General features: G+C 74.5%; 23 protein-coding genes. 10 read left to right on the top strand and 13 right to left on the bottom strand.

The annotated features are described in order from the left end of the window. Nucleotides 1–235: 235 nt before the first annotated feature. Entirely contained in the window at nucleotides 236–904 is a 669-nt protein-coding gene (locus tag CLV72_RS04370; protein WP_106239570.1) for a winged helix-turn-helix transcriptional regulator, read from the top strand. A gap of 49 nt (nucleotides 905–953) precedes the next feature. Here CLV72_RS04370 and CLV72_RS04365 read toward each other — a convergent pair whose 3' ends face one another. Beyond that, nucleotides 954–1,490: an NUDIX hydrolase family protein gene (locus tag CLV72_RS04365; protein ID WP_106239567.1), complete on the bottom strand. Its 537-nt coding sequence runs from the start codon at nucleotides 1,488–1,490 to the stop codon at nucleotides 954–956. A 107-nt stretch (nucleotides 1,491–1,597) separates the two neighbouring features. Next, nucleotides 1,598–3,031, bottom strand: a complete 1,434-nt coding sequence (locus CLV72_RS04360; protein WP_170140867.1) for a DUF6777 domain-containing protein — start codon at nucleotides 3,029–3,031, stop codon at nucleotides 1,598–1,600. A 351-nt stretch (nucleotides 3,032–3,382) separates the two neighbouring features. Here CLV72_RS04360 and CLV72_RS04355 point away from each other — a divergent pair, with 351 nt between their 5' ends. From CLV72_RS04355 to CLV72_RS04330, 6 genes are read left to right on the top strand one after another with little or no spacing between them, the layout of a single operon-like run. After that, entirely contained in the window at nucleotides 3,383–4,063 is a 681-nt protein-coding gene (locus CLV72_RS04355; RefSeq protein ID WP_211302685.1) for a hypothetical protein, read from the top strand. Beyond that, nucleotides 4,060–5,619: a DNA polymerase Y family protein gene (locus CLV72_RS04350; RefSeq protein ID WP_106239559.1), complete on the top strand. Its 1,560-nt coding sequence runs from the start codon at nucleotides 4,060–4,062 to the stop codon at nucleotides 5,617–5,619. Before CLV72_RS04355 ends, CLV72_RS04350 begins: the two co-directional genes overlap by 4 nt. A gap of 35 nt (nucleotides 5,620–5,654) precedes the next feature. After that, nucleotides 5,655–8,987 carry an error-prone DNA polymerase gene (locus CLV72_RS04345; RefSeq protein WP_106239556.1) on the top strand — a complete coding sequence of 1,111 codons (3,333 nt, stop codon included), beginning with the start codon at nucleotides 5,655–5,657 and terminating at the stop codon, nucleotides 8,985–8,987. 59 nt (nucleotides 8,988–9,046) lie between these two features. Further along, nucleotides 9,047–9,721, top strand: a complete 675-nt coding sequence (locus CLV72_RS04340) for a TetR/AcrR family transcriptional regulator (RefSeq protein ID WP_106239554.1) — start codon at nucleotides 9,047–9,049, stop codon at nucleotides 9,719–9,721. Next, nucleotides 9,718–10,452, top strand: coding sequence for a VC0807 family protein (locus tag CLV72_RS04335; protein WP_211302684.1), 735 nt, complete (start codon nucleotides 9,718–9,720; stop codon nucleotides 10,450–10,452). Before CLV72_RS04340 ends, CLV72_RS04335 begins: the two co-directional genes overlap by 4 nt. Next, entirely contained in the window at nucleotides 10,449–11,219 is a 771-nt protein-coding gene (locus CLV72_RS04330) for an SDR family NAD(P)-dependent oxidoreductase (RefSeq protein WP_106239551.1), read from the top strand. Before CLV72_RS04335 ends, CLV72_RS04330 begins: the two co-directional genes overlap by 4 nt. Nucleotides 11,220–11,291: 72 nt before the next feature. Here the strand turns inward: CLV72_RS04330 and CLV72_RS04325 are convergent, their stop codons facing one another. After that, nucleotides 11,292–12,374 carry a Gfo/Idh/MocA family protein gene (locus CLV72_RS04325; protein WP_106239547.1) on the bottom strand — a complete coding sequence of 361 codons (1,083 nt, stop codon included), beginning with the start codon at nucleotides 12,372–12,374 and terminating at the stop codon, nucleotides 11,292–11,294. Further along, nucleotides 12,374–13,366 (bottom strand): LLM class flavin-dependent oxidoreductase, encoded by a 993-nt coding sequence (locus CLV72_RS04320; RefSeq protein ID WP_106239543.1) that lies wholly within the window; start codon nucleotides 13,364–13,366, stop codon nucleotides 12,374–12,376. The genes CLV72_RS04325 and CLV72_RS04320 overlap by 1 nt, the downstream gene beginning before the upstream one ends. Before the next feature lie 194 nt (nucleotides 13,367–13,560). Here CLV72_RS04320 and CLV72_RS04315 point away from each other — a divergent pair, with 194 nt between their 5' ends. After that, entirely contained in the window at nucleotides 13,561–14,370 is an 810-nt protein-coding gene (locus tag CLV72_RS04315; RefSeq protein WP_425428042.1) for an SAM-dependent methyltransferase, read from the top strand. A gap of 9 nt (nucleotides 14,371–14,379) precedes the next feature. Here CLV72_RS04315 and CLV72_RS04310 read toward each other — a convergent pair whose 3' ends face one another. From CLV72_RS04310 to CLV72_RS04280, 7 genes are all read right to left on the bottom strand, one after another. Next, complete coding sequence (locus CLV72_RS04310) at nucleotides 14,380–15,429, bottom strand: ABC transporter substrate-binding protein (protein WP_170140866.1); 1,050 nt, start codon at nucleotides 15,427–15,429, stop codon at nucleotides 14,380–14,382. Then, nucleotides 15,426–16,232: a fumarylacetoacetate hydrolase family protein gene (locus CLV72_RS04305; protein ID WP_106239535.1), complete on the bottom strand. Its 807-nt coding sequence runs from the start codon at nucleotides 16,230–16,232 to the stop codon at nucleotides 15,426–15,428. Before CLV72_RS04305 ends, CLV72_RS04310 begins: the two co-directional genes overlap by 4 nt. A 40-nt stretch (nucleotides 16,233–16,272) precedes the next feature. Beyond that, complete coding sequence (locus CLV72_RS04300) at nucleotides 16,273–17,316, bottom strand: dipeptidase (protein ID WP_106239532.1); 1,044 nt, start codon at nucleotides 17,314–17,316, stop codon at nucleotides 16,273–16,275. 46 nt (nucleotides 17,317–17,362) lie between these two features. Further along, nucleotides 17,363–18,151, bottom strand: a complete 789-nt coding sequence (locus CLV72_RS04295; RefSeq protein WP_211302683.1) for an ABC transporter permease — start codon at nucleotides 18,149–18,151, stop codon at nucleotides 17,363–17,365. Next, entirely contained in the window at nucleotides 18,148–18,942 is a 795-nt protein-coding gene (locus CLV72_RS04290) for an ABC transporter permease (protein WP_211302682.1), read from the bottom strand. The genes CLV72_RS04295 and CLV72_RS04290 overlap by 4 nt, the downstream gene beginning before the upstream one ends. After that, nucleotides 18,939–19,781, bottom strand: a complete 843-nt coding sequence (locus CLV72_RS04285) for an ABC transporter ATP-binding protein (protein WP_106239530.1) — start codon at nucleotides 19,779–19,781, stop codon at nucleotides 18,939–18,941. The genes CLV72_RS04290 and CLV72_RS04285 overlap by 4 nt, the downstream gene beginning before the upstream one ends. A 146-nt stretch (nucleotides 19,782–19,927) precedes the next feature. Beyond that, complete coding sequence (locus CLV72_RS04280; protein ID WP_106239527.1) at nucleotides 19,928–20,818, bottom strand: fumarylacetoacetate hydrolase family protein; 891 nt, start codon at nucleotides 20,816–20,818, stop codon at nucleotides 19,928–19,930. A 250-nt stretch (nucleotides 20,819–21,068) separates the two neighbouring features. On the opposite strand from CLV72_RS04280, the gene CLV72_RS04275 reads away from it, so the two are divergent. Both CLV72_RS04275 and CLV72_RS04270 read left to right on the top strand, forming a co-directional pair. Continuing rightward, nucleotides 21,069–21,785 carry a FadR/GntR family transcriptional regulator gene (locus CLV72_RS04275; RefSeq protein WP_106239525.1) on the top strand — a complete coding sequence of 239 codons (717 nt, stop codon included), beginning with the start codon at nucleotides 21,069–21,071 and terminating at the stop codon, nucleotides 21,783–21,785. A gap of 115 nt (nucleotides 21,786–21,900) precedes the next feature. Further along, the gene (locus CLV72_RS04270; protein WP_106239522.1) at nucleotides 21,901–23,091 is read left to right on the top strand and encodes a zinc-dependent alcohol dehydrogenase; all 1,191 of its coding nucleotides are present in this window, start codon (nucleotides 21,901–21,903) and stop codon (nucleotides 23,089–23,091) included. 66 nt (nucleotides 23,092–23,157) lie between these two features. On the opposite strand, the gene thiC is transcribed toward CLV72_RS04270, so the two are convergent. Further along, nucleotides 23,158–24,822, bottom strand: coding sequence for a phosphomethylpyrimidine synthase ThiC (gene thiC / locus CLV72_RS04265; protein ID WP_106239520.1), 1,665 nt, complete (start codon nucleotides 24,820–24,822; stop codon nucleotides 23,158–23,160). Between the two features lie 285 nt (nucleotides 24,823–25,107). Then, the gene (locus CLV72_RS04260) at nucleotides 25,108–25,602 is read right to left on the bottom strand and encodes a nuclear transport factor 2 family protein (protein WP_211302681.1); all 495 of its coding nucleotides are present in this window, start codon (nucleotides 25,600–25,602) and stop codon (nucleotides 25,108–25,110) included. Nucleotides 25,603–25,622 lie beyond the last annotated feature (20 nt).

The raw sequence follows: 25,622 nt of genomic DNA, 5'->3' as shown, positions 1-25,622 counted from the left end.
GCGACGACCGTAAGGATCTTGTTACGTACCGGCGAAGCGTTCGGGGCCACCGAGCGGAGCTCGCGGACGTCGTACCGAAGGCGGCCCGCTCCGCCCGGACCGGCCGCCGGCGGTCCGGTACCGGGCTCCTGGCGGGCGGCGGGAATACGGCCGCCGCCACATGACTTGCCAACGGAAGCAGAGATTGTTATAAACAAGTCAGCTCCGTCAAATCAAGCAAGTGAGGCGGGAGTCCATGGCCGGTCGCACCTACGGACAGTTCTGCGGGCTCGCCCGCGCGCTCGAACTCGTCGGCGAGCGCTGGGCGCTGCTCATCGTCCGCGACCTGCTCGTCGGCCCCCGGCGCTTCACCGACCTGCGCCGCGGCCTGCCGCGCATTCCCACCAACATCCTGTCCGCCCGGCTCAAGGAGCTGGAGCAGGCCGGCATCGTGCGGCGCAGGGTGCTCCCACGCCCCTCATCCTCGGTGGTCTACGAGCTGACCGAGTACGGCGCCGACCTGGACGACGTGGTGATCCGGCTGGGCGTCTGGGGGGCGCGCTCCCTCGGCGAGCCCGGCCCCGACGACATCGTCACCGCCGACTCGATGACCATGGCGCTGCGCTCCACCTTCCGGCCGGAGGCGGCCGAGGGGCTGCGGGCCGGCTACGAGCTGCGCATGGGCGAGGTGGTGCTGCACGCCCGCGTGGACGGCGGCGAGCTGGAGGTGGGCGCGGGCGCACTGGACGAGCCCGACCTGGTGATCGAGGCCGGCCCGGCGATCAAGGCGCTGATGGCCGGCGAGGCCACCCCCGACGAGGTGGTGGCGAGCGGCGGCGTGCGCATCACCGGCGAGGCCGAGCTGCTGCGGCGCTTCGCCGAGGTCTTCCGCATCCCGGCGGCGCCGGCCGCCGTACCGGCCTAGCGGGCGCGGCGGCGGACGACCCGGGGGCGCCGCCCGCCGCGGCGCCGGGTCACGGCAGGCAGCCGGCGTGGGCCAGCCCCTGGCGCAGCAGCACGCCCTGCCCGCCCGACATCTCCTGCTGCACGTCGGCGCCGGCCGCCTCCTGCGGGGTCAGCCACACCAGGTCGAGGGCGTCCTGCCGGGGCTGGCAGTCGCCGGCCACCGGCACCACGTAGGCCAGCGAGACGGCGTGCTGGCGCGGGTCGTGGAACGGGGTGACCCCGGGGGTCGGGAAGTACTCCGCGATCGTGAAGGGCTGCGGTGAGACCGGGATCCTGGGCAGCGCCACCGGCCCGAGGTCCTTCTCCAGGTGGCGCAGGAGCGCGTCCCTGATCCGCTCGTGGTACAGCACCCGGCCGGAGACCAGCGCGCGGCTGATCTCGCCGTTGGGTGCGACCCGCAGCAGCAGGCCGACGCTCGTCACCGCACCGGAGTCGTCGATCCGAACCGGGACGGCGTTGACGTAGAGGATCGGCAGCCGATCGCGGACTGCGTCCAGCTCTTCCCGGGAGAACCAGCCGGGCACGGTGTCGGTGGTTTCGGTCATGCCGCCGTTCTACCGCATCGCCCCCCGCCGCGCTGCGATCGGCTCCCGCCCCCGCGCCGCACCGCCCTGTCCGCGGGCGGTGCGGCGTTCACGGCGCGGCCGCGCCCCTAGCCGGTGAAGTCGTAGGTGTCGGTCTCGTCCTCGCCGACGGAGCCGGTCTCGATGATGTCGTCGCGGCCGGCCACCCGGATGATGAGGGTGTAGTCGCCGCCGCCGCAGCCGTCGACGCTGAAGCCGTCGACCTCCACGGTGTAGTCGCCCGCGGGCGCCTGCCCGGCCGGCCAGTAGACGTTCTCCACCGAGCCGTTGGCATTGCAGCCGACGTTGGAGTCGACGTCCAGCTGGCCGCCGGTGGAGGTGGGGCCCCGGTCGCCGAAGTAGATCTCGGTGCCGTCGGGTTCGAAGACGTGCAGGTCGAGGTCTGCCGAGGAGCCCCACTGGAGGGTGACCTGGACGTCTCCGGTGCCCAGCTCCATGCAGGACGGCGACTCGGGGATGGCGGCGCACAGCTCGTCGATGCTGCCGTAGGGCACCAGCGCGTCCTCTTCACCGTTGGTGCCCGCCGGCCGCTCGAAGACGGTGCCGGACTCGATGTCGATCACCAGGAAGGCGCCGTCGACGGGGGCCGGCTGGACGCGCACCGCGCCGGCGGGGTCGAGTCCGGACCAGGCGGCGTCGGGGTTCTGCGCGCCCTCGGCGAGGTTCCACGCGTCGTCGGAGGCCAGGCCCTCCTGCTGCACGGGCTCGGTCAGCGGGTTGCCGCAGTTGCACTTGACCCGGGGCATGCCCTGCTCGTCGACGAGCACGGCGGTGCCGGCCTGGAGCAGCGACTGGAAGGGGGTGGCCTGGCCGTCGCTGAAGCCGTGGTTGGTGACCCGGGTGTCGTAGCGGAGCCGGGCGGAGGTGAGGGTGTCGACGTAGTCGGCGATGCCGTCGACCGGGACGCCGAGCGCCCCGGCCCAGGCGCCGGCGCGGTCGGCGTTGGCGGGGTCGGTGAGGAAGGCGACCAGCTGCTCGACGTCGCACGAGGAGTCGTCCTGGGTGCCGCCGTACAGGCCGGGGTCGCTCCCGCTCGCCAGGCCGCCCGCGAGCAGGGTGCCGCTGCCGGACGCCACCTGGGGGTAGCCGGGGTAGGTGACGCTGACGCCCTGGGCGAGGGAGTCGCCCAGCGGGTCGAGGTTGCCGAAGAAGTCGTTCGCCTGGGACTGGCCGACGGGTTCGAGCACCACCAGCTCGGGCTCCTCGGCGCGGAAGACCACCACGACCGCGATCACCGCGACCACGGCGAGGACGACCACGACCGCGCTGAGGCCGATGATCAGGCCGCGGCCGGAGCGGGGAGGCGGCGGCGGGGGGCCGTAGGGCTGGTAGCCGAACTGCGGGCCGCCGGGGCCGCCCGGGGGCGGCGGCATACCGCCGGAGGGACCGGTGGGGAAGGAGCCGTAGGAGGGCCCGCCCGGCCCGCCCGCCGGGTTGTACGGGTACTGGGGCCCCGATCCCGGGGGTTGCTGACCACCCGTGCCGTACATGTCGTGACCCATTTCCGCGTCCCTCCCGCTGGCGTCCATCCCCCCGAATCTCGGCCCGATCAGTCGCCCCTAAAAGTAGCGGATGCGCCTGGGGGAACGGGATCGCGGCCTCTTCAGCACTTAGGTGGTTCCCGCGCCCGGGAGGTTGCCGAGATCACCCCCCACACTGGCCAGGTCCGGCCAGGGGCGCCCGGCCGGCGGCCGGGTCGCCGTCCGGATGAGGGAAGCGTCACAGCTTCCGCCGCCGGACCGCCTCGGAGGGCCGGAGGGCTTGCGGGCGCGGGGATGTGCGCGCGCACCGGCTCCCCCACCCCCGCCGACCCACCTTGACAGCATTCGAACACATGTTCCAAATTGATCTTCATGGAGCCGTCGGTCCAGGTCACAGCGTCGGCAGCGTCGGAGCTGGACCGGGAACGGGGCGAGCCGCTCCCGGTGCTCCCGGCGCTGCGGCCCGTGCTCGGCGCGGGTCTGGCGCCGGGTTCCGTGGTGAGCGTCGGCGGTGCGGGGGCGGCTTCGCTGGGGCTGGCCCTGCTGGCGGGGGCGTCGGAGGCGGGGGTGTGGTGCGGCGTGGTGGGGGTGCCGGAGCTGGGCGTGGTGGCGGCCGCCGGGATGGGCGTGCGGCTGGACCGGACGCTGCTGGTGGACGAGCCGGGGGCGCGCTGGCCCGACGCGGTGGCGACGCTGGCCGACGCCGTCGGCCTGGTGGTGGCGCGCCCCGTCGGCCGGGTGGCCGGACCGGTGGTGCGCCGCCTGTCGGCGGTGGTGCGCCGCTCGGGCTGCGTGCTGGTGGTCTCCGGCGGCTGGGAGGGGGCGCGGCTGGGGCTGCGGATGGAGTGGGCCGAGTGGGTGGGGGCGGAGGACGGCCGCGGCCACCTGCGGGGCCGCCGCGCCCGGGTCGCGGCCGAACCGCGCGGCCGTTCGGGGGCGGGCCGCCGGGTGTCGCTGTGGCTGCCCGGCCCTGACGGCACCGTCAGCGCCTGGACCGGGGCGGAGCGCGCGGACGGCTCCGGCGGTGCGGCCCCGCGCGCGGAGGCGGGGTGAGCGCGCCGCCCCGGGTGCTGGTGGTGTGGTGCCCCGACTGGCCGGTGCGGGCGGTCCGGCCGCCCGGGGAGGACGGCGCGCCGGAGGGCGGAGGGCCGCCGGTCGCGGTGGTCGCCGGCGGCCGGGTGGTGGCCGCCTCGGCGGCGGCCCGCGCGGCGGGGGTGCGCCGGGGCCGGCGGGTCAGGGACGCGCAGCGCGACTGCGCCGGGCTGGCGGTGCGCGAGCGCGACCCGGGGGCCGAGGCGCGCCTGTTCGAGCGGGTCGCCTCGGCGGTGGAGGAGCTGTGCCCGCGCCTGGAGGTGGTCAGGCCCGGGCTGTGCGCGGTCCCGGCGGCCGGACCGGCCCGCTACTACGGCGGCGAGGCCGCCCTGGTGGAGCGGGTGCGGGCCGCGGTGGCCGCCGCGGGCTTCGACTGCGCGGTCGGGGTGGCCGACGGCACCTTCGCCGCCGGACTCGCCGCCCGGCACGGACAGGCGGGCACCGTCGTGCCGCCGGGACGGGCCGCCGCCTTCCTGGCCCCGCACCCCATCGCGGTGCTGGGCCGGCCCGAGCTGGCCGGGGTGCTGGTCCGGCTGGGCGTGGACACGCTCGGCGGCTTCGCCGCGCTGCCCGGCCGCGACGTGCTGGCCAGGTTCGGCGCCGACGGGCTGCTGGCGCACCGCCTGGCCTCGGGCCGCGAACCGCGCCCGCCGGCCCCGCGGCGCCCGTCCGCCGACCTGAGCGCGCGGATGGTCTTCGAGCCGCCCGCCGAGCGCGCCGACCAGCTGCTGTTCGCCGCCAAGGCCCTCGCCGAGCAGCTGCACGAGCGGCTGGCCGGGCGCGGCCTGGCCTGCGTGCGGGTCGGGGTGGAGGTGGTGGCCGGGGACGGCCGCGGCTGGCGGCGGCTGTGGCGGCACGGCGGGCGGCTGTCGGCCTCGGCGGTGGCCGAGCGGGTGCGCTGGCAGCTGGAGGCCTGGCGCGCCCCCGGCTCCGACAGCGGCGAGGCGCTGAGCGAGGGAGTGGCGCAGCTGCGCCTGGTCCCCGACCACCTGGTGCCGGCGAAGGGCGGGCAGCGCTCGCTGTGGGGACGGGCCGCCGCCGACGAGCAGGTGGAGCGGGCCGTCGCCCGCCTGCAGGGGCTGCTCGGCCACGGCGCCGTCACCCTCCCCTACCTGGGCGGCGGCCGCGGCCCGGCCGAGCGGGCGCTGCGGGTGCCCTTCGGCGACGCGGCCCCCGAGCCGCCCGGCGACGCGCCCTGGCCCGGGCGGCCGCCCGACCCGGCGCCGGCGGCGGTGCCGCCCCGGCCGCTCCCGGCCGAGCTGGCCGACGGGGCCGGGGCGCCGGTGGCGGTGAGCGGGCGGGGCGCGCTGTCGGCGCCGCCGGCCCGGCTGTCGGTGCTGGGCCGGCCGCCGGTCCCGGTGACGGCGTGGGCGGGGCCGTGGCCGTCGGTGGAGTACTGGTGGGACCCCGACCGGTCCCGGCGCCGGGCGCGCCTGCAGGTCGTCACGGAGGACGGCCGGGCCTGGCTGCTGCTCGTGGAGAAAGGACGCTGGTATGCCGAGGCGAGCTACGACTGAGCGCACCGCCGCGCGGCCGGGCGGGAGGGTCCGCCGTGGGCTGGGATAACCCGCCGATCCACTGGAAGGAGTTCGAGCGGCGGCTGTCGTGGGGCCGCCCCCGGCCGGACGGCGCCGGGGACGGCGGCGGCGCCGGGCGCCGTCCGCGCCGCGCGCTGCGGGTGGTGCCCGACCCGCCCGAACCGCGCGGGGACGCGGCCCCCGTCCCGTGGGCGGAGCTGCACTGCCACTCCTCCTACAGCTTCCTGGACGGCGCCTCCGCCCCCGAGGAGCTGGTGGCCGAGGCGCTCCGGCTGGGCGTGGGCACCCTCGCGCTGACCGACCACGACGGCATGTACGGGGTGGTCAGGTTCGCCGAGGCGGCCAGGGGCACCGGCCTGCGGACCGCCTTCGGCGCCGAGCTGAGCCTGGACCGGCCCGCGCCGCGCGAGCCGGTGCCCGACCCGGGCGGGCGGCACCTGCTGGTGCTGGCCAGGGACCCCGACGGCTACGCCGCGCTGAGCGCCGAGATCAGCCGCGCCCAGCTGGCCGGCGCCAAGGGCCGCCCGGTCTACCGCCTCGACGGGCTCGCGGCGGCGCACGGCGGCCGGTGGGCGGTGCTGACCGGCTGCCGCAAGGGCGCCGTGCCCGCCGCGCTGCGCGCGCACGGCCCCCGCGCGGCCCGCCGGGAGCTGGACGCCCTGGTGGACCGGTTCGGCCGCGAGAACGTGCTGGTGGAGCTGGTCGACCAGGGCCGGCCGGAGGACGACGCCCGCAACGACGCGCTGTTCGCGCTGGCCCGCGCCGCCCGCGTCGGCGCGGTCGCCTCGGGCAACGTCCACCAGGCCGCCCCCTCGGGGACCCGGCTGGCGCACGCGCTGGCCGCCGTGCGGGCCCGCCGGAGCCTGGACGAGATGGCGGGCTGGCTGCCCGCCGCAGGCTCCCATCTGCGCGGCGGCGCCGAGATGGCCGCCCGGCTGGCCCGCTACCCCGGCGTGTTCGAGGCGACGGTGGAGCTGGGCGAGTCCTGCGCCTTCGACCTGAGGCTCATCGCGCCGAGCCTGCCCGACTGCCCGGTGGAGGAGGGCCACGACGAGGCGTCCTGGCTGCGCGAGCTGGTGGAGCGGCGCGCCCCCGCCCGGTACGGCCCCAGGGGCGCCGAGACCACCCCGGGCGCCTACGCCCAGATCGACCGGGAGCTGGACGTGATCGAGGCCGGGGAGTACCCCGGCTACTTCCTGATCGTGCACGACATCGTGGAGTTCTGCCGGTCCCGGGGCATCCTGTGCCAGGGCCGGGGCTCGGCCGCCAACTCCGCGGTCTGCTACGCGCTGGGCATCACCAATGTGGACGCCGTCTCCTACGGCCTGCTGTTCGAGCGCTTCCTCTCCCCCATCCGCGACGGCCCGCCCGACATCGACCTGGACATCGAGAACCGGCGCCGCGAGGAGGTCATCCAGTACGTCTACGAGCGCTACGGCCGCGACCGGGCCGCCCAGGTCGCCAATGTGATCAGCTACCGCCCCCGGCTGGCGGTGCGCGACGCCGCCCGCGCGCTCGGCTTCTCCCCCGGGCAGCAGGACGCCTGGTCGCGGCACCTGGAGGCCCGCGACCCCGTGGACGCCGACCGGGCCGCCGAGGCCGGCATCCCGCCGCGGGTGGCCGAGCTGGCCGAGCGGATGCAGCGGCTCCCCCGCCACCTCGGCATCCACTCCGGCGGCATGGTCATCTGCGACCGCCCGGTGGGCGAGGTCTGCCCGGTGGAGTGGGCGTCGATGCCGGGGCGCAGCGTGCTCCAGTGGGACAAGGACGACTGCGCCGCCATCGGGCTGGTCAAGTTCGACCTGCTCGGCCTGGGCATGCTGTCGGCGCTGCACGACGCCTTCGACCTGGTCGCCGACCACCACGGGGTCCGCTACGACCTGGCGGGCCTGCCGGGCGGGGACCCGCTGGTGTACGCGATGCTGTGCGAGGCCGACAGCGTCGGGGTGTTCCAGGTGGAGAGCCGGGCGCAGATGGGCACCCTGCCCCGGCTGCGCCCGGAAAAGTTCTACGACCTGGTCATCGAGGTGGCGCTGATCCGCCCCGGGCCGATCCAGGGCGGCTCCGTCCACCCCTACCTGCGCCGCCGCCAGGGGCGGGAGGCGGCGGACTGCCCGCACCCGCTGATGGAGAACGCGCTGCGGCGCACCCTGGGGGTGCCGCTGTTCCAGGAGCAGATGATGCAGCTGGCCGTGGACTGCGCCGGGTTCACCCCCGCCGAGGCCGACCGGCTGCGCCAGGCGATGAGCTCCAAGCGGGCGCCCGAGCGGGTGCACGAGCTGCGGGAGCGGCTGCTGGCCGGGATGGCCGAGCGCGGGATCGGCCCCGAGGTCGCCGAGGACGTCTACGACAAGATCCTCGGCTTCGCCAGCTTCGGCTTCCCCGAGTCGCACGCCATCTCCTTCGCGCACCTGGTCTACGCCAGCGCCTGGCTGAAGCGGCACTACCCGGCGGCGTTCACCGCCGCCCTGCTGCGCAACCAGCCGATGGGCTTCTACCACCCGCGCACCCTGCTGGACGACGCGCGCCGGCACGGGGTGCGGGTGCTGGGCGTGGACCTCAACGCGAGCGGGGTCTCGCCCGGGCTGGAGAAGGCCGAGGCGGACGACGGGGACACCGGAGGCGGGCCCCCGCACCCGCACGCCCCCGCCCTGCCGCAGCCCGCGATCCGGCTCGGCCTGGCCGACGTGCGCGGCCTGGGCGCGGAGGCGGCCGAGGCGATCGCGGCCGGGCAGCCCTACACCGACCCCCACGACCTGGCCATGCGGGTCCGGCTGCCCGCCGCATCCCTGGAGGCGCTGGCCACCGCGGGCGCCTTCGGCTGCTTCGGCCTCTCCCGCCGCGAGGCGCTGTGGGCGGCCCGCTCGCTGGCGGCCGTCCGCCCCGGCCAGCTGCCCGGCACCACCCCGGGCACCGAGGCGCCCGCGCTGCCCGCGATGTCGCCGGCCGAGGAGACCTATGCCGACCTGTGGGCCACGGGCAGCTCCCGGGTGCACCCGCTCGCGCACGTGCGCGGCGCCCTGGACCGGCGCGGCGCGCTCCCGGCCGCCCGGCTGCGCGGCACGCCCGACGGGAGCTGGGTGCGGATCGGCGGGCTGGTCACCCACCGGCAGCGGCCGGAGACGGCGGGCGGGATGACCTTCCTCAACGTCGAGGACGAGACCGGCATGGCCAATGTCGTCTGCCCGCCCCCGGTGTGGCGGCGGCACCGGGTGGTCGCGCGCACCGCCCCCGCCGTGGTGGTGCACGGCCGGCTCGAACGCAGGGACGGGGTGGTCAACGTGCTCGCGGCCGCCTTCGAGCCGCTGGCCGTCCCCGCCGTGCACCGCAGCCGCGACTTCCAGTGAGCCGTGATCCGCCGCGCCCGCACCGCCTGGTTTTTATCTGGCCATGGTAGTTTTTATCTATGCAGATAAACACGACCGCGGCCGGGGACTCCCGGCCGCACCGGAGCGCAACCGCCACCGCGCGCCGCGCGCAGATCGTGCGGGCCGCGATCGAGGTCATCGCCGAACTCGGCTACGACCAGGCGTCCTTCGCCCGCATCACCGAGCGGGCCGGACTGAGCAGCCCGCGGATGATCTCCTACCACTTCGCGGGCAAGGACGACCTGATCGAGCAGATCGTCGAGGATGTCCTGCACGCCGGCGCCGCCACGATCACGGCGGCCATCGAGGCCGAGACGGACTGGCGGCGGCGGCTCCGCGCCTACCTGGAGTCCAATCTGCGCTTCCTGCGCGAGCACCCGGTGGAGATGGCCGCGCTCACCGAGATCGGCCCGCACCTGCGGGCCGGGGACGGTACCCCGCGCACCTCGGCCGGCGTCCAGGAGCCGAGCGTCCTCGGCCTGGAGCACCTGCTGGCCGAGGGGCAGCGGGCCGGGGAGTTCCGCGACTTCGACGCCCGCTCGATGGCGGTGATGATCCGCGGCGCCGTCGACGCGGCGGCGCAGCGGCTGCGCGGCGGCACCGCCTTCAACTTCGACGCCTACACCCGCGAACTCGTCGCCGCCTTCGATCTGGCCACCCGGCGGCCGCACAGCGGCCCCGGCACGCGCACCGGGAACGGGGCGGCGCCGTGACCGCTCCCTCGCCTCCGCGCCCCTCCGGGCGGCCGGGCCCGCTCGGCCGCACCCTGGCGCTGGAGCTCGTGCTGCCGCTCGCCGTCTTCTACGGGATGCGCGCGCTCGGGGCCGACCAGTTCCTCGCCCTGCTGCTCGCCGCGGCGCTGCCCGCCGCGCACGCCGTGCACGGGATCGCCGTACACCGCCGGGTCAGCGGCGTCACCCTGTTCGTCCTCGGCACGATGGTGCTCACCGTCGCGATGTCGCTGATCACCGGCAGCCCTCGCGCACTGCTCATCCGCGACGCCTGGGCCAGTGCGGCGATGGGCCTGTGGACCCTGGCCACCCTGGCGGTGGGGCGCCCGCTGCTGTACTCGGGCACCCTGGCCTTCCTCTCCGGGGAGCGGGCCGCCACCTGGCGGCGCAACTGGGAGCGCTTCCCCGAGTTCCGGCACGCCATGCGGGTCTCCACCGGCGTGTGGGGCGGCATCTTCCTCTGCCACACCGCCGTCCAGATCGCCATGGCGGCGAGCCTGCCCATCGACCTCGTACCCGCCCTCGAACCCGTGCTGCTGGCCGTGACGGTCCTGGCCCTCTTCTCCTTCCAGAAGCTCTACGGCGACCGCTACCTGCGCCGCCACGGCCTGCGGATGCACGGTGTGGAACTCTCCCGGCGCCGGCCCGACGGCCAGACGCCCGCGCCCGTGCCGCCGCCGGCTCCCCACCCCACCGGTGAGGGACGGCCATGACCCGGCCCACCGCCCTGATCACCGGCGGGGCCGGCGGGATCGGCGCCGCGACCGCCGTCCGGCTGGCCGCCCGGGGCCACCGCGTTGCCATCGCCGATATCGACGCCGCGCGCGGCGTCGAGCTGGCCGAGCGGATCGGCGGGCTGTTCCTGCCCGCCGACATCGCCTCCCCCGAGGACAACGAGCGCACGGTCGCCGCCGCGGTGGCCGCCTTCGGCCGCCTGGACGCGGTCGTGCTGAACGCCGGGGTGGCCGGCCGCTGTGGCTTCCACGACTTCAGCGTCGCCGCCTACCGGGAGACCATGGCGATCGACCTGGACGGCGCCGTCTACGGTATGAACGCCTGCCTGCCACGGCTGCGGGAGCAGGGCGGCGGCTCGATCGCGGTCGTCTCCAGCCTGGCCGGGCTCACCCCCTCGCCCGATCCCTTCTACTCGGCCGCCAAGCACGCCCTGATCGGCCTGGTCGGATCGGCGGCGCTGCTATACGCGGCCGACGGGGTGCGGGTCAACGCCGTCTGTCCCGGCGTCACCGACACCCCTTTGATCTCCGCCTTCCGTGCCGAGCTCCTGGGCGCCGGCATCCTCGCGGCCGAGCCGGACGAGATCGCCGCCTGCGTGGAGGCGGTACTGGAGTCCGAAGGCACCGGCGAGGCGTGGGTTGTGCAGGCCGGACGGCCGGGGACGCGCGTGCCCCGGCCGGACCTGCCGGTGGCCGGCGTCGGCGCCGCCGGCCGGCACCGGCCGGCCGGGCCGCCGCAGCCGTGACCGGGCGGGGCTTGCCCGCGCCGGACCACCAGGGCACCGACCGAGCCGGGCCGAGCCGCCGGTCTCCGGCCGTCAGCCCGCGGGCGGCTCGATCCGGTCGGCCAGCCGCAGCAGCCGGGCGCCGTCGTCGAAGGTCGGCAGGTCGGGGTCGCGCTCGCCGGTGCGCAGCTCGCGGGCGAGGCGGACCAGCAGCCGGGCCAGCGGGTACCCGGCCGAGTCGCGCTCCACCGCCGCCACGTCGTAGGCGTCGGAGCGCGGCGCCAGGGTGCCGACGGCGGCGGCCGCCCGGCCCGCGCCGGTCAGCCGGACCGGGAAGTGGCCGGTGTGGCCGGCGGCGGTGGCGCGCAGCATCCCGGCGTCGCCGTACACCTCAAGCGTCCAGCCGCCGCCGTGCCAGGCGACCCAGGAGGTGTGCACCGAGAACAGCGCGCCGCCCGCCAGCCGGCCGACCACCGCGGCGGAGTCGCTGCTGGTCGCCTCGGCGTCGCCCGGCCAGCCGGGGCGCAGCGCGGCGGTGTGGCCGCGCACGGTGGCGTCGTCGGGCTCGCCGAAGATCCAGCGGATCAGGTCGAGGGTGTGCAGGCCGTGCACGCGAAGCGAGCCGGCGCCGGTGCCGGCGTCGGCGCACCACAGCGAGGGCCGCACCGCCTCCGGCCGGGTGAAGGTGGAGTAGAACGCGGCGGCGCGGACGTTCTCGACCCGGCCGACCGCCCCCTCGGCCACCTGCCGGCGCAGCTCCCACAGCCCGGGCGAGAACCGCGACTGCAGGCCCAGGTAGCCGGGCACGCCCGCGGCGCGCACGGCGGCGCGCATCCGCTCGGCGGAGTCGGCGGCGGCGGCCAGCGGCGCCTCGCACAGCACGGCCTTGCCCGCCCGCGCGGCGGCCGCGGCCATCGGCTCGTGCAGGCTGGGGCGGGTGACGACATCGACCAGCTCGACCTCGGGGTCGGCGCACAGCTCGCGGTGGTCGGCGTAGTAGCGGGGCGCGCCGAAGCGCTCGGCGGCGGCACGCGCGGTGTCCAGGCCCCGGGTGGCCACGGCCACCAGCTCGAACTCCGGCAGCGCGGCGTAGGCGGGCAGGTGGGTGGCGGCGCCGTAGCCGGCGCCGATCACCCCGACCCGCACCGGGCGGCCGGCCCCCGCGGCGGGAGCCACTAGGCGCGGCCCGCGATCTCGGCGGCGAACAGCTCCATCGCGTCCAGGACCGGTTTGAGCGCGGGCCCGGTGGGGTGCCGGAAGATCAGCAGGAAGTCGTCCACCCCGGCCTTGGCCCGGAAGCCCTCGACCGAGGCGGCGATCTCGTCGGGGGTGCCGAACAGCATGCGGTCGCGGACGGCGTCCTCCAGGGTGATGTCGGCGGCCGAGGATACCCCGGGCATGTCGCCGATCGCGCCGTACTCCCACAGGGTGCGGATCATGGCCAGCGCGGTCTCGCCGAAGTCGCGGACGCCCTGCTCGCGGCTGCGGCACGGCCAGCAGAAGCGGACCGCGGTGACGCGGGAGGGGCGGCCCAGGCGCCGCGCCTCGGCCCGGTAGGCGGCCGCCATGCCCGCCATGGTGTCGGCCGACATCAGCGCGTTGCTGATCCAGCCGTCGCCGAGCCGGGCCGCGCGGCGCAGCCCGCCCGGGGTCCAGGCGCCGAGGTGGATGGCAGTGCCGGGCCGCCTGGGCTTGGGGATCACCGAGACGTCGGTGAACGAGTAGTGCTCGCCCCGGAAGGAGAAGCGCTCGCGGGTCCACGCCTCGCGGATCACCCGCACGCCCTCGTCCATCCGCCCGGCCCGCTCGGCGAAGGGGACGCCGACGGTGGTGAAGTCCTCCTCCAGGTAGCCGGCGCCCAGGCCGAGGAAGAGGCGGCCGCCGGACAGCTGGTCGAGCATGGCGGCGTCCTGGGCGAGTTCGACCGGGTTGTACAGCGGGGCGATGGCGATGCTGGTGCCGACCCGCACCCGCTCGGTGCGGGCCGCGATCGCGTAGGCGAGGTGCAGCGGCGAGCCGAAGTACTCGGGCGAGTACTTGTGCTCGGTGGTCAGCGCCGCGTCGAAGCCCAGGCGGTCGGCCGCGGCGGCCTGCTCCAGGATCTCCTGGCCGACCAGGTGCGGATCACCGGAAATGGTCCCCTGGGTGAACAGGACTCCGAATCCCATGGCACGGCCTTTCTACGCGTCGCGGAAACTGCTCCGGCCTACGCGGAACGCTATACCTGGAACGGCATTCATGAGGGCGAATCGGACGCACCCTCACATTCACGCGAACGCCCGCCCGACTCCGCACTATGATCGGACTCGGCCGCGCCGGAACGGCTCCGTCCGCGGCGCGCACGGGCGATCGGGGGTGCGGCATCGGCGACGACAGACCGCGCTGGAATCCGCCGCCCGTCGATCTGACCCGGCCGAGTCCGGCGCGAATGTACGACTACTACCTCGGCGGTAAAGATCATTTCCAGGTGGACCGCGATGCCGCCGAGAAGATACTGCGCGACGTTCCGGAACTGTTCCAGACCGCGCAGGAGAACCGCGCCTTCCTGCGCCGCGCGGTCCGCGTGCTGGCCCGCTCGGGCATCGACCAGTTCATCGACATCGGCACCGGCCTGCCCACCGAGGGCAACGTCCACGAGATCGCGCAGGCGATCCGCCCCGGCAGCCGCGTCGTCTACGTCGACAACGACCCCGTGGTGCTCACCCACGCCCGCGCCCTGCTCGTCGACGAGCGGAGCACCACCGTCATCCAGGCCGATGCCCGCGAGCCCGACGACATCCTCGGCCAGATCCGCGCGCTGCGCCTGATCGACTTCGACCGCCCTGTCGCGGTGCTGTTCTGCGCGATCCTGCACTTCGTCTCCGACGACGAGGACCCCGCGTCGATCGTGCGCCGCTTCCGCGCGGCCATGGCGCCCGGCAGCCACCTCGTCATCGCCCACGGCACCCGCAGCGCCGGCGGCAGGGCCGTCGGCACGATGACCGACGCCTACCGCAAGGCCACCGCCTCGGTCCACCTCCGCGACCCCGAGCGGATCGAGTCCTTCTTCGAGGGCTTCGAACTCCTGCCGCCCGGTGCCGTCCACCTGCCCTGGTGGCGGCCCGACCCCGGCGCCGACCTGGAGAGGGCGACGCGGTGGCACTTCGGGGGCGTGGGGCGCCTGAAGGAGTAGGCCAAGGGCTCAGTCGCCGTCCTGCCCGCAGCCCGCTGCCGCCGCCCGCTCCAGCGGACCCCGGTCGACGAAGTCGTCGGCGGACACCGGCTGCTCCACAGCGCCGGTGCTGGCCATCAGCTCGGCGAGGCTCGCATAGCCGTCGGGGACGAGCACCTGCTCGGGGTCGGTCGGGTACATGTCGAGTTCGGCGGCCAGGTCGTAGAAGCGCGCGACATCGTTCTCACTGGTGCCCTGGACGTTGTCCAGGGTGAACCGGATGAAGGCGTCCCGCCCCGCGCCGATCGCCTGGTTGGCCTCCAGATTGGCGCAGGCTATCGCGTCGGCCACCTCGGGATTGGCGTCCAGATAGGAACTCTCGGCGTAGTAGGTGCGCGAGGACAGGCCGGGCACCAGGTCGGCGGCGTAGCCGACCAACTGGAGGTCCGCACCGCGCTGTTCGAGCGCGATCCAGTTGTCGGCGAAGACGATGGAGGCGTCGGCCTGGCCGGCGATCAGGGTGGCGGTCCGCTCGGTGCTCCCGCCGATGGGCATCAGCCGCACATCAGTGTCGGGATCCATACCCTGTTCGGTGAGGAGGTGGCGGAGCAGGAAGGTGTCGAAACCCCCGGGCCCGCTGACGGCGACGCGCGCCCCGCTCAGCTCCGCCACACTGCCGATGCCGTCGGCGGCCACCAGCGCGTAGTGCATGGCCGACACCGGCTCGCCGATAGCCCGCACCGACATTCCGCGCGCGGTGCCGGTCACCAGCTCATCAGAGCTGCGGGCCGCCACATCGATCTGGCCGGCGACCATCGCCTCCAGGCCCGAGAGGTTGGTCAGGGTGATCAGCTCGACCTCCGCGCCCCAGCCCTCCAGAATCTCGATCAGGTAGCTGGTGCTGGTCCCCAGCGCCTGCTCTTGGGCGGTCCCGATCCGGACGCTGACGCCCGACAGGTCGAAGCGGGCCTCGCCGATCGGCTCGGCCAGCACCGCGGGCGGCCCCTGCTGCTCGGCGCAGCCGCCGGCGAGCAGAGCGAGCGCCAGCAGCGCCGCCGGGGTCCGCCGCCCGGCCCTCACCGCGGCCTCGCGGCCGGCTCCGGCCAGGCGCGCACGGGGTTGCTCAGCGTGCCGATGCCCTCTACCTCGACCGCCATGACATCGCCCGGCCGCACCGGCCGGATGCCGGCCGGGGTGCCCGTCAGCACGACGTCGCCGGGCAGCAGGGTGAGGTGGGCCGACACGTGGGCGAGCAGCTCGCCGATACCGAACAGCAGATCGCCGGTCCGGCCGTCCTGGCGGACCTCGCCGTTGACGGTGGTCCGGACGCGCAGGTCGTCCAGTCCGGCCGGCTCCGTCTCCAGCCAGGGGCCGACCGGGCAGTGCGTGTCGGCGCTCTTCGCCCGCCACCACTGCGCACTGGGGTGCTGCCAGTCGCGGACCGTGATGTCGTTGGCGCAGGTGTATCCGAGGATGTGGTCGGCGGCATCGGCGGGCGCCAGCCGGCGGGCGGTGCGGCCGACGACCACCGCCAGCTCGCCCTCGTGGGCGAGGTCCTGGACGCCGGACGGGTACCACACGGCCGCCCCCGGGCCCACCACCGCATTCGGGGTCTTGAGGAAGAGGAAGGGCTCGCTCGGCAGCTCGCGGCCCTGCTCGGCGAGCAGTGAGCGGTAGTTGCGCCCCGCGCACACCACTTTGGTCGGCTCGCACGGCGCGAGCAGCCTCAGCTCGCTGAGGGCGCCGACCCGCTCGCCACGTCCGAAGGCGCCGTAGGGCGATCCGGTCAGTTCCCAGACGGCGTCCTCGTGGACGATTCCCCAGGCGCCCGGTTCGGCAGGCTCGCCCGTGTCGGGCGCGGTGGTGTAGCGGCAGATCCTCATCGTTCCTCCCCTGGTCCGGTCCTTGACGATCCGCGTGCGTTCACTCGGGCAGCACCGCGCGCAGTACGCGCAGGAAGTTCCCGCCGATCAGGGCGCGGATCTCGGCGGCGGTGAAGCCGCGCTGCGCCAGCGCGGCGGTGAAGTTCGCCATCTGGTCGGCCTCGACCAGTTCGTCGAGCACGGGCGGCGCCTTGCGGGGATCGTGGAACAGCGCCTCCCGGCCGGGGCGCGGCCCGTCGCAGGCGACGAAGTCGCCGCCGAAGCCGACATGCTCCACACCGACCAGCTCCACGAAGTGGACGACGTGGTCGATCAGCCCGCTCAGCTTGGGCGGCTCGCCGCCCACGTAGATGGGCAGGGTGTGGACACCGACGACGCCGCCGCGCTCGGCCAGGGCGCGCACCTGCTCGTCGCTGAGGTTGCGCGGGTGCTCGAAGACGGCGCGTGCGTTGGCGTGCGTCACCACGACCGGGCCCTCGGTGACGCGCAGGGTGTGCCAGAAGCCGGACTCGGAGATGTGCGAGAGGTCGACCATCATGCCGAGCCGCTCCATGCGGCGGACCGCGTCGACCCCGAAGCGGGTGAGCCCGCCGCCGCTGTCGCGCTCGTGCACTCCGTCGCCGAGCTCATTGCGGACGTTCCAGGTGGGCTGCATGGAGCGGACCCCGAGCCGGAAGAGGGCGTCGAGCGCGGCGAGGCTGCCCTCCAGCGGACTGCCGCCCTCCAGGTGCAGCAGGAAGCGGGGGATGCCGTCGGGCGCGCCGGGCAGCTCGGCGGAGCGGGTGACGATCCCGGTGCGCGTGCCGGGATCCGCGCAGGCGGCGTTCAGCCCTTCGATGTTCTCGATCGTCGCCAGTAGCTTCTTGTCGCGGCCGTTGGAGTGGGCGATCGTGTCGCCACCGACCGCGTAGACCACCAGGTCGACGCCGCCGGCGCTGAGCCGGGGCAGCAGCCGGTCGCGGACGGGGTTCTCCTCGCCCATATTGGACCAGTGGATCTGCTCGTAGCAGTCGCGGTGCGCTTCTACGACGAGGCTGTCGCGGTGCAGGGCCGCCGGGTCGTCGACCTGCTGTGTGGTGGTCATAGGGTCCTCTCCTGTTCCGATGGCACCGTCCCGGGACGCGGGCCGGTCACGTGGGTTCCGCCTTCCACGACGACAGGCGCCGTTCGAGAGCGTCCAGTCCGGTGATGAGCACTGTGCCGATGACGGCGATCACGACCACCGCCCACAGCATCCGGGCGGTCTCAAGGCTCTGCGCGCTGTCCTGGAGCAGGCCGCCGAGGCCGGTGATCTCCAGGAACATCTCGCCGATGACCACGCCGACCACGGCGCGCTCCGCGCCGATGCGCAGGCCGGAGAGCACGAAGGGGATGGACCCGGGCAGCAGCACGTGCAGGATGGTCTGCGCGCGGCCGGCTCCGTAGGAGCGGGCCACCTCCACCAGGTCCGGTCGGGCGTTGCGGATACCGTCGGCGGTCGTGGTGGCGATGGCGATCATCGACCACAGGAAGACCAGGAAGAGCCGGCCGCCGTAGCCGATGCCGAACCAGAGGATGACGAGGGGGACCAGCACGACGCGCGGAGTGGAGAACAGCCCGAACAGGTACGGACCGAGCAGCCTGCCCAGCGTGTCCCACTGTCCTATGGCGATGCCCAGCAGTACCCCGCTGACGGCCGCCAGCAGGTAGCCGACGACGAGGGCCTGGAGGGTGACCCCTGTGGCGGCGGCGAGTTCGCCGGAGCTCAGCAGTTCGGGCAGCTCGCCCGCCATCCGCGAGGGCGGGGCGAACAGCAGCGGGTCGACGCTGCGTCCGACCGCCTCCCAGACGGCCAGGAAGACCAGCAGGCTCAGCAGCGGCAGCCACAGGGTGGGCCGCGCCACGATGCGCGCGATTCTCCGCACCGGGGCCGCGCTCATGTCTGCCACCGCTGGAAACGGCGCTCGACCAGGCCGACCAGCGCGGAGAGCCCGATGCCGAGCAGGGTGAGCGGCAGGATGGCCGCGAAGACGTACTCGGTCTGGAACGACGATCCGTAGTTGCGGATCAGGCCGCCGATACCGCCCAGCCGCAGGTAGCTCTCGGCGACCGCCATGCCGACGACGGCGCGTCCGACTGCCAGCCGCATGCCGCTCATCAGCAGCGGGACGGCGGCGCGCAGCCGCACCTGGATGAGCAGGCGCAGCTCGCCGCGGAGCCCGAAGGAGCGGGCCACCTCCACCAGCTCACCGGGGGCGTCTCTGACGCCGGCGGCGACGCTGAGCAGCACCGGCACCAGGCCGGCCAGCAGCACGATGATGACGCGCCCGCCCATGCCGAAGCCGAACCAGACCAGCACCAGCGGGACCAGGGCCACCGTCGGGATGACGAAGAGCGCGCTGAAGTAGGGGCTCAGCGTCCAGTAGGCGATACGGGAGCGGCCGATCAGCACTCCGAAGACGAAGCCCACCACCAGGGCCGCGGCCAGGCCGAGCACGAGCAGCAGCAGGCTCTGGCCCAGTGCCACCACCAGCTCGCCGCTGGCGGTCAGCTCGGCCATCGCGGCCAGCACCGCGCCCGGCGGGGGCAGCAGCAGCGCGCTGCCGAGCAGCCGGGAGCCGATCTCCCAGGCGGCCAGCAGCGCCAGCGCGAAGGCGGCGTGCTGCAGCGCCGCCCGCAACCGCGGGCGCTCGCGCGGCACCGCGGGTGCGGCCGCCGCCGCGGCGCTCACCGGGCACCCGCCGTCGCCGGCCCCGGACCGTGGGACTCGGCGAAGACGAGGTCGTCGCGGAGCATGGACCACAGCCGGGCGCGGATATCGGTGAAGCCGGGCAGTGCGCGGACGTCGTAGTCCCAGCGCGGCCGGGGCAGGTCGACCGGGATGAGGGCGCGGACGGTACCCGGGGAGCGCGACAGCAGCAGCACGCGGTCGGCGAGGAGCACGGCCTCGTCCAGGTCGTGGGTGACGAAGACGACCGTCTTGCCGCTGCCCTGCCACAGCCGCATCAGCTCCTCCTGCATCAGCTCCCGCGTCTGGGCGTCGATGGCGCCGAAGGGCTCGTCCATCAGCAGGATGTCGGGGTCGGTGGCCAGCGCCCTGGCCAGGCCGACCCGCTGCTGCATACCGCCGGAGAGCTGGTGCGGATGGCTGTGGGCGAAGTCGGCCAGCCCGACCTTGCCCAGGAATTCCATCGCGGTCTCGGTGGCCTCGGAAAGCGGCGCCTTGCGGACGCGCAGCGGGAAGCGCACGTTGTCCAGGACGGTCTTCCATGGGAAGAGGCCGAAGGACTGGAAGACCATGGCCCGCTCGGGAGACGGGGAGTCGACCGCCTTGCCGTCGACCAGGACCCGGCCCGCATCGGGATCGGTGAGCGAGGCGATGATCCGCAGCAGCGTGGTCTTGCCGCATCCGCTCGGCCCGATGACGGTCAGGAACTCGCCGGGTGCGATGTCGAGGTCGACGCCGTCGAGCGCGCGCACCTGGCCGGCATCGCCTCCGCCGCCCTTCTCGAAGAACTTCGCGACTCCGTCGACGCGTATCTTCGGAGCGGCTGGTTCAGGGTCGCGCATGGGACCTCCTCGGGTCACTTGGTCAGGGCGGCCGCTGCGGGGCCGACTGGGTCTTGGGGCCGGATGCGCCTCATTCGGCTGATGGAGATCGGGTGGGCACCGCCGGGCGGCCGCCGGCCCGCGGGTCGGGCCGGCGGCCGCCCCTGCTAGCCCGTGGCCGGACCGACCGGATTGCTCAGCGTGCCCAGCCCGGAGATCGAGACCGACACCTCGTCACCGCTGCCGAGGAAGCGGGGCGGGTCGAAGCCGAGCCCGACGCCGGCCGGGGTGCCGGTGGCGATGATGTCGCCGGGTTCGAGGGTGATCCCCGCCGAGAGGGTGGCGATGAGTTCGGGGATGCCGAAGATGAGGTCGCGGGTGTTGGCGTGCTGCCGCCGCTCGCCGTTGACGTGGGTCTCCACGGTCAGCTCCGTGGCCTTGACCTCGTCGGCGCTGACCGCCCAGGGGCCCATGGGGCAGAAGGTGTCCAGGGACTTGCCGAGGAACCACTGCTTGTGGTCGCGCTGGAGGTCGCGGGCCGTGATGTCGTTGACGATCGTGTAACCCCAGATGTGGTTCCAGGAGTCGGCCTCGGTGATCCCGCGCCCGCCGGTGCCGATGATGACGGCCAGTTCGACCTCGTAGTCGAGGGCGGCCGTCACCCCGGTGTGCGGCTCGATGGGATCGCCCGGGCCGATCACGCTGCCGGCGACCTTGGTGAAGAAGATGGGCAGCGACGGGACGGCGGGCGCCCCCTTGCCGTCGGAGGAGTCGAAGCCGCTGCCGGCGAACTCCTCGGAGTGGTCGTGGTAGTTCTTGCCGACGCAGAAGATGTTGCGCGCCGGCCGCGGCAGCGGAGCCAGGAGGGTGAGCTCGTCCAGCGGCAACTCCGCTCCGGTCGGCGGCCCGCCGGCCGGCAGCGCGCTCCAGTCCCTGATGAGGTCGACGAGTTCAGGCGCCTGCCCCCCGGCTCCGTCGACCGCGCGCACCACCGCACGCTCGGCGTCCAGGACGCCGACGGCCTCGCGTCCGCCGTACCGGTATCTGACTAGCTTCATACTGCTTCGCCCTTCCGCGCCGGCGTTCCGCACCACGAACCGCTCGTGGTCCTGACGTGGCCGCTGGACGCCCCGATCTGTGAGCCATACGGCACGAGACCCCACATTGGTACGCATTGGCATTCATTGGTGCCGATTGGTCTCGCTTGATCGCCACCATATGTGACCTGTATCGCGAGCGCAATACCGCGGGACCCGCAAGATCATCGCTACCGCCGAGTATGATTGGTACGGATTGGTTGGAGGGGTCATGGAGAGTGTCACCGGGAGTGCCGCCGAGGGCGTCACGGCCGAACCGGCGGTCAGCGCGCTGGGCGGTGCGGCGCGCGTGGTCGAACTGCTCGAACGGCAGGTGGCCGAACACTCGCTGGTCCCGGGCAGCAAGCTGCCCACCGAGCGCGAACTCGCCGAGAGCAGCGGGCAGAGCAGGGCGACCGTCCGGCGGGCGCTCGGCGTGCTGGAGGCGCGCGGCTGGATCGTCCGCCAGGTGGGCCGCGGCACCTTCCTCGCCGCCGAGGCCCGGCCCATCGCCGGGGCGGGTGCCGATATCACCAGCCCGGCCGACATCATGGCGGCCCGCCTGCTGATCGAGCCGCCCACGATGCCGCTGGTGGTCACCTCGGCCACCCAGGCCGACTTCGCCGAGATGGAGCGCTGCCTGCGCGGCGGCGACGAGGCGGCCGACTACGCCGAGTTCGAGCACTGGGACGCCGCGCTGCACCGCTCCTTCGCGCTGGCCTCGCACAACGGCCTGCTGGTGCGGATCTGCGACCTCACCAACGACGCCCGGCACCAGCCGCTGTGGGGCAAACTCAAGCACAACAGCTTCACCGACGAGCGCCGCGAGGAGTACGCCCGCGACCACCGCGCCATCGTGGCCGCGCTGCGCGACCGCGACGCCGTGGCCGCGCAGGAGGCGATGCGCGCGCACCTGCTCCGGGTGCGCCGCTACCTGCTCGGGGAGTGAGCCGACGCGGGCGGTCCCTCCGCGCTCGGCCCGGGGCGGCTCCCGCACCGCGCGTTTAGCCGGCCGCGCCGGCGGCCAGTGGTTCCCTCCCCAAAGCTAGGAGGGCGGTTCCGCCATGAAGGCTGTGACCTGGCACGGGAAAGAGGACGTCCGGGTGAGCGAGGTGCCCGACCCCCGGATCGAGCAGCCCACCGACGCGATCGTGCGCATCACCTCCACCGCGATCTGCGGCTCCGATCTGCACCTGTACGCGGTGCTCGGGATGTTCATGGAGCCCGGCGACATCCTGGGCCACGAGGCGATGGGCGTGGTCGAGGAGGTCGGCTCGGAGGTCTCGCACATCGCCCCCGGCGACCGGGTGGTCGTCCCGTTCAACATCGCCTGCGGCCACTGCTACATGTGCGCCGACGGGCTGTTCGCGCAGTGCGAGACCACCCAGGTGCGCGAGTACGGCAAGGGCGCGGCGCTGTTCGGCTACACCAGGCTGTACGGGCACGTCCCCGGCGGCCAGGCGGAGTACCTGCGGGTGCCGCAGGCCCAGTTCGGCCCGATCCCGGTGCCCGAGGGGCCGCCCGACGAGCGCTTCCTGTACCTGTCCGACGTGCTGCCGACCGCCTGGCAGGCGGTGGAGTACGCCGGGGCGGGGCCGGGCACCACGGTCGCGGTGCTGGGGCTCGGCCCGATCGGCCAGATGTGCGCGCGCGTCGCCCGGTACCTGGGCGCCGCCCGGGTCTTCGGCCTCGACCTGGTGCCCGAGCGGCTGGAGATGGCGCGCAGGCACGGCGCGGACACGGTGGACCTCACCGCCGTGGACGATTCGGTGGAGGCGGTCCGCGAGCACACCGCCGGACGGGGGCCGGACGCCGTGATCGACGCGGTCGGCATGGAGGCGCACGGCGCCCCCGCCGCCAAGGCGGCGCAGACCATGGCGGGGCTGCTGCCCGACCGGCTGGCGCGGAAGATGATGGAGAAGGCGGGCGTCGACCGGCTGTCGGCCCTGCACCTGGCCTGCGCGATGGTGCGGCGCGGCGGCACCATCTCGCTCAGCGGCGTGTACGGCGGCCAGGCCGACCCGCTGCCGATGATGGACCTGTTCGACAAGGGCGTGCAGATCCGGATGGGCCAGGCGCACGTCCGCCGCTGGACCGGCCGGATCCTGCCGGTGCTCACCGGGGACGGCGACCCGCTGGGCGTGGGCGACCTGGCCACCGACGTCGTGCCGCTGGAGGAGGCGCCGGCCGCCTACGAGCGCTTCCAGAAGAAGCGGGACGGCACCGTCAAGGTGGTGCTGCGGCCGGGCGGCTGACCCGGAGCGGGGGCGGGGCCGGGCGGTGCGCACCGCCCGGCCCCGCCCCGTGTCAGCGGCTCCCGCTCACTCCGCCAGCGGCAGGTAGACGCGCCCGCCGTGCTCGCCGAACTCCGCCGCCTTCTCGCGCATGCCCCGCTCGACGGCCTCGGCCGTGGTCAGGCCGTTCTCCTCGGCGTACCTGCGCACGTCGTGGCTGATGCGCATCGAGCAGAACTTGGGGCCGCACATGGAGCAGAAGTGCGCGGTCTTGGCGGGCTCGGCCGGCAGGGTCTCGTCGTGGTAGGCGAGCGCGGTCTCCGGGTCGAGCGCCAGGTGGAACTGGTCCTTCCAGCGGAACTCGAAGCGGGCCTTGGACAAGGTGTCGTCCCACTCCTGCGCCCGGGGGTGGCCCTTGGCGAGGTCGGCGGAGTGCGCGGCCAGCTTGTAGGTGATCACGCCCGTCTTGACGTCGTCGCGGTCGGGCAGGCCCAGGTGCTCCTTGGGGGTGACGTAGCAGAGCATCGCGGTGCCGTGCCAGGCGATCTGCGCGGCGCCGATGGCCGAGGTGATGTGGTCGTAGCCGGGGGCGATGTCGGTGGCCAGCGGGCCGAGCGTGTAGAACGGCGCCTCGCCGCACAGCTCCTCCTCCAGCCGCACGTTCTCTGCGATCTTGTGCAGCGGCACGTGGCCGGGACCTTCGACCATGACCTGCACGTCCTTGGTCCGGGCGATCGCCGTCAGCTCGCCCAGGGTGCGCAGCTCGGCGAACTGCGCCTCGTCGTTGGCGTCCGCGATGGAGCCGGGGCGCAGGCCGTCGCCGAGGGAGAAGGTGATGTCGTAGGCGCGGAAGATGTCGCAGAGCTCCTCGAAGCGGGTGTAGAGGAAGCTCTCCTCGTGGTGCGCCAGGCACCACGCCGCCATGATCGAGCCGCCGCGCGAGACGATGCCGGTGACCCGGCGGGCGGTGAGCGGCACGTAGCGCAGCAGCACCCCGGCGTGCACGGTCATGTAGTCGACGCCCTGCTCGGCCTGCTCGATCACCGTGTCGCGGTAGACCTCCCACGACAGCCTGGCCGGGTCGCCGTTCACCTTCTCCAGCGCCTGGTAGATCGGCACGGTGCCGACGGGGACGGGCGAGTTGCGCAGGATCCACTCGCGGGTCTCGTGGATGCGCCGCCCGGTGGACAGGTCCATGATCGTGTCGGCGCCCCAGCGGGTGGCCCACACCATCTTCTCGACCTCCTCGGCGACCGATGAGGTGACGGCGGAGTTGCCGATGTTGGCGTTGACCTTCACCAGGAACCGCTTGCCGATGACCATCGGCTCGGACTCCGGGTGGCGGCGGTTGGCCGGAATCACCGCGCGCCCGGCCGCCACCTCGGCGCGGACGGTCTCGGGGTCCATGCCCTCGCGGGCCGCCGCGTAGCGCATCTCCGGGGTGATGGTGCCGGCCCTGGCGTGGGCCAGCTGGGTGTCGGCCCCGTTCACCGGGGCGCGGGCGCCGATCCAGTCGGCGCGCAGCGCGGGCAGGCCCGCGTGCACGTCGATGGCGGCGCCGGTGTCGGTGTACGGGCCCGAGGTGTCGTACAGGTCGATATGGGTCCCGTCGCTGAGCCCGACCCGCCGCTGCGGCACCCGCAGCGGCGGCCCGCCGTGCGGGTCGGCCACGGACAGGTACACCTTGGCCGAGCCCATGATGGGGCCGGTGGTCACGGTGGGCTGGACGGAACGGTCGTCAAGTGCCGTCACGGCACGCCTCCCTACGCCGGAATTACCCGAACAGGTTCTGCGGTCGGCGGCGCCGGGCCCTCTCGGGGCCGGCCGCCCTCTCAGCCCGCCATGGCGCGAGCTCCCGCGGTGTTCAACAGTGGCGCCTGGCGCCACGGCGCGTCGCCTCGCGGACGCACCCGGTGAACGATCCGCCGCAACCATAACCGCGGCACCGCCGCGATTCCAGCCTTGACAGAGCGGAAAGGGGGCCGCGCGCTCCGCGGCCCCCTTTCCGCTCCGTCGCCGCCGCGCCGGCGGCCCGCCTCAGCCGGCCGCCGCCGCGTCGCCCCAGCCGCCCTGCACCATCGTCTGGAACCGCCAGGCGCCGTCCCGCTTGACCAGGATGTCGGCGTAGCGGATGTCCCGGCGGTGCCCGCCGGCGTTCATCGTGCCCCTGGTGAAGACCACGGCCAGGCTGGGGGTGAGGAAGAAGGGCGTGCGGACCTGCTCCATCTCCAGGTGCTCGGTGCCGCCGCCCATCACCTCCGACATCGAGCGCACGTAGCCCTCGCGGTCGGAGACCTCGGCCGAGCCCTGCCCGGCGGAGTCGTCGGTGACGAGGTTCATCGGGAACATCGCCATGTCCGCCATCGCCTCGATGTCCTCGGGCGCCGAGCGGGCGCTCAGCCGGTCGTAGCGCGCGAACCACTCCTCGATCTCGGCCCGCTCGGCCGCGCCGGGCACCGTGCCGGTGACCGCGCGGTGCACCTCGTCGCGTTCCGGCTCCGCTCCGGTCCCGTCCTGCCTGCTCGCTTCCATACCGCTCCGTCCGTCGTCGG

It is taken from the genome of Allonocardiopsis opalescens (assembly GCF_003002095.1).
GTDB lineage: Bacteria > Actinomycetota > Actinomycetes > Streptosporangiales > Streptosporangiaceae > Allonocardiopsis > Allonocardiopsis opalescens.
This window is presented reverse-complemented; position numbering and strand designations above follow the sequence as displayed.

Bases quoted from the DNA above. Each gene is read 5' to 3' on its own strand.
- CLV72_RS04370 (WP_106239570.1), top strand. From the start codon at position 236: ATGGCCGGTCGCACCTACGGACAGTTCTGCGGGCTCGCCCGCGCGCTC.
- CLV72_RS04365 (WP_106239567.1), bottom strand. From the start codon at position 1,490: ATGACCGAAACCACCGACACCGTGCCCGGCTGGTTCTCCCGGGAAGAG.
- CLV72_RS04360 (WP_170140867.1), bottom strand. From the start codon at position 3,031: ATGGGTCACGACATGTACGGCACGGGTGGTCAGCAACCCCCGGGATCG.
- CLV72_RS04355 (WP_211302685.1), top strand. From the start codon at position 3,383: ATGGAGCCGTCGGTCCAGGTCACAGCGTCGGCAGCGTCGGAGCTGGAC.
- CLV72_RS04340 (WP_106239554.1), top strand. From the start codon at position 9,047: ATGCAGATAAACACGACCGCGGCCGGGGACTCCCGGCCGCACCGGAGC.
- CLV72_RS04330 (WP_106239551.1), top strand. From the start codon at position 10,449: ATGACCCGGCCCACCGCCCTGATCACCGGCGGGGCCGGCGGGATCGGC.
- CLV72_RS04320 (WP_106239543.1), bottom strand. From the start codon at position 13,366: ATGGGATTCGGAGTCCTGTTCACCCAGGGGACCATTTCCGGTGATCCG.
- CLV72_RS04305 (WP_106239535.1), bottom strand. From the start codon at position 16,232: ATGAGGATCTGCCGCTACACCACCGCGCCCGACACGGGCGAGCCTGCC.
- CLV72_RS04300 (WP_106239532.1), bottom strand. From the start codon at position 17,316: ATGACCACCACACAGCAGGTCGACGACCCGGCGGCCCTGCACCGCGAC.
- CLV72_RS04295 (WP_211302683.1), bottom strand. From the start codon at position 18,151: ATGAGCGCGGCCCCGGTGCGGAGAATCGCGCGCATCGTGGCGCGGCCC.
- CLV72_RS04285 (WP_106239530.1), bottom strand. From the start codon at position 19,781: ATGCGCGACCCTGAACCAGCCGCTCCGAAGATACGCGTCGACGGAGTC.
- CLV72_RS04280 (WP_106239527.1), bottom strand. From the start codon at position 20,818: ATGAAGCTAGTCAGATACCGGTACGGCGGACGCGAGGCCGTCGGCGTC.
- CLV72_RS04275 (WP_106239525.1), top strand. From the start codon at position 21,069: ATGGAGAGTGTCACCGGGAGTGCCGCCGAGGGCGTCACGGCCGAACCG.
- CLV72_RS04270 (WP_106239522.1), top strand. From the start codon at position 21,901: ATGAAGGCTGTGACCTGGCACGGGAAAGAGGACGTCCGGGTGAGCGAG.
- CLV72_RS04260 (WP_211302681.1), bottom strand. From the start codon at position 25,602: ATGGAAGCGAGCAGGCAGGACGGGACCGGAGCGGAGCCGGAACGCGAC.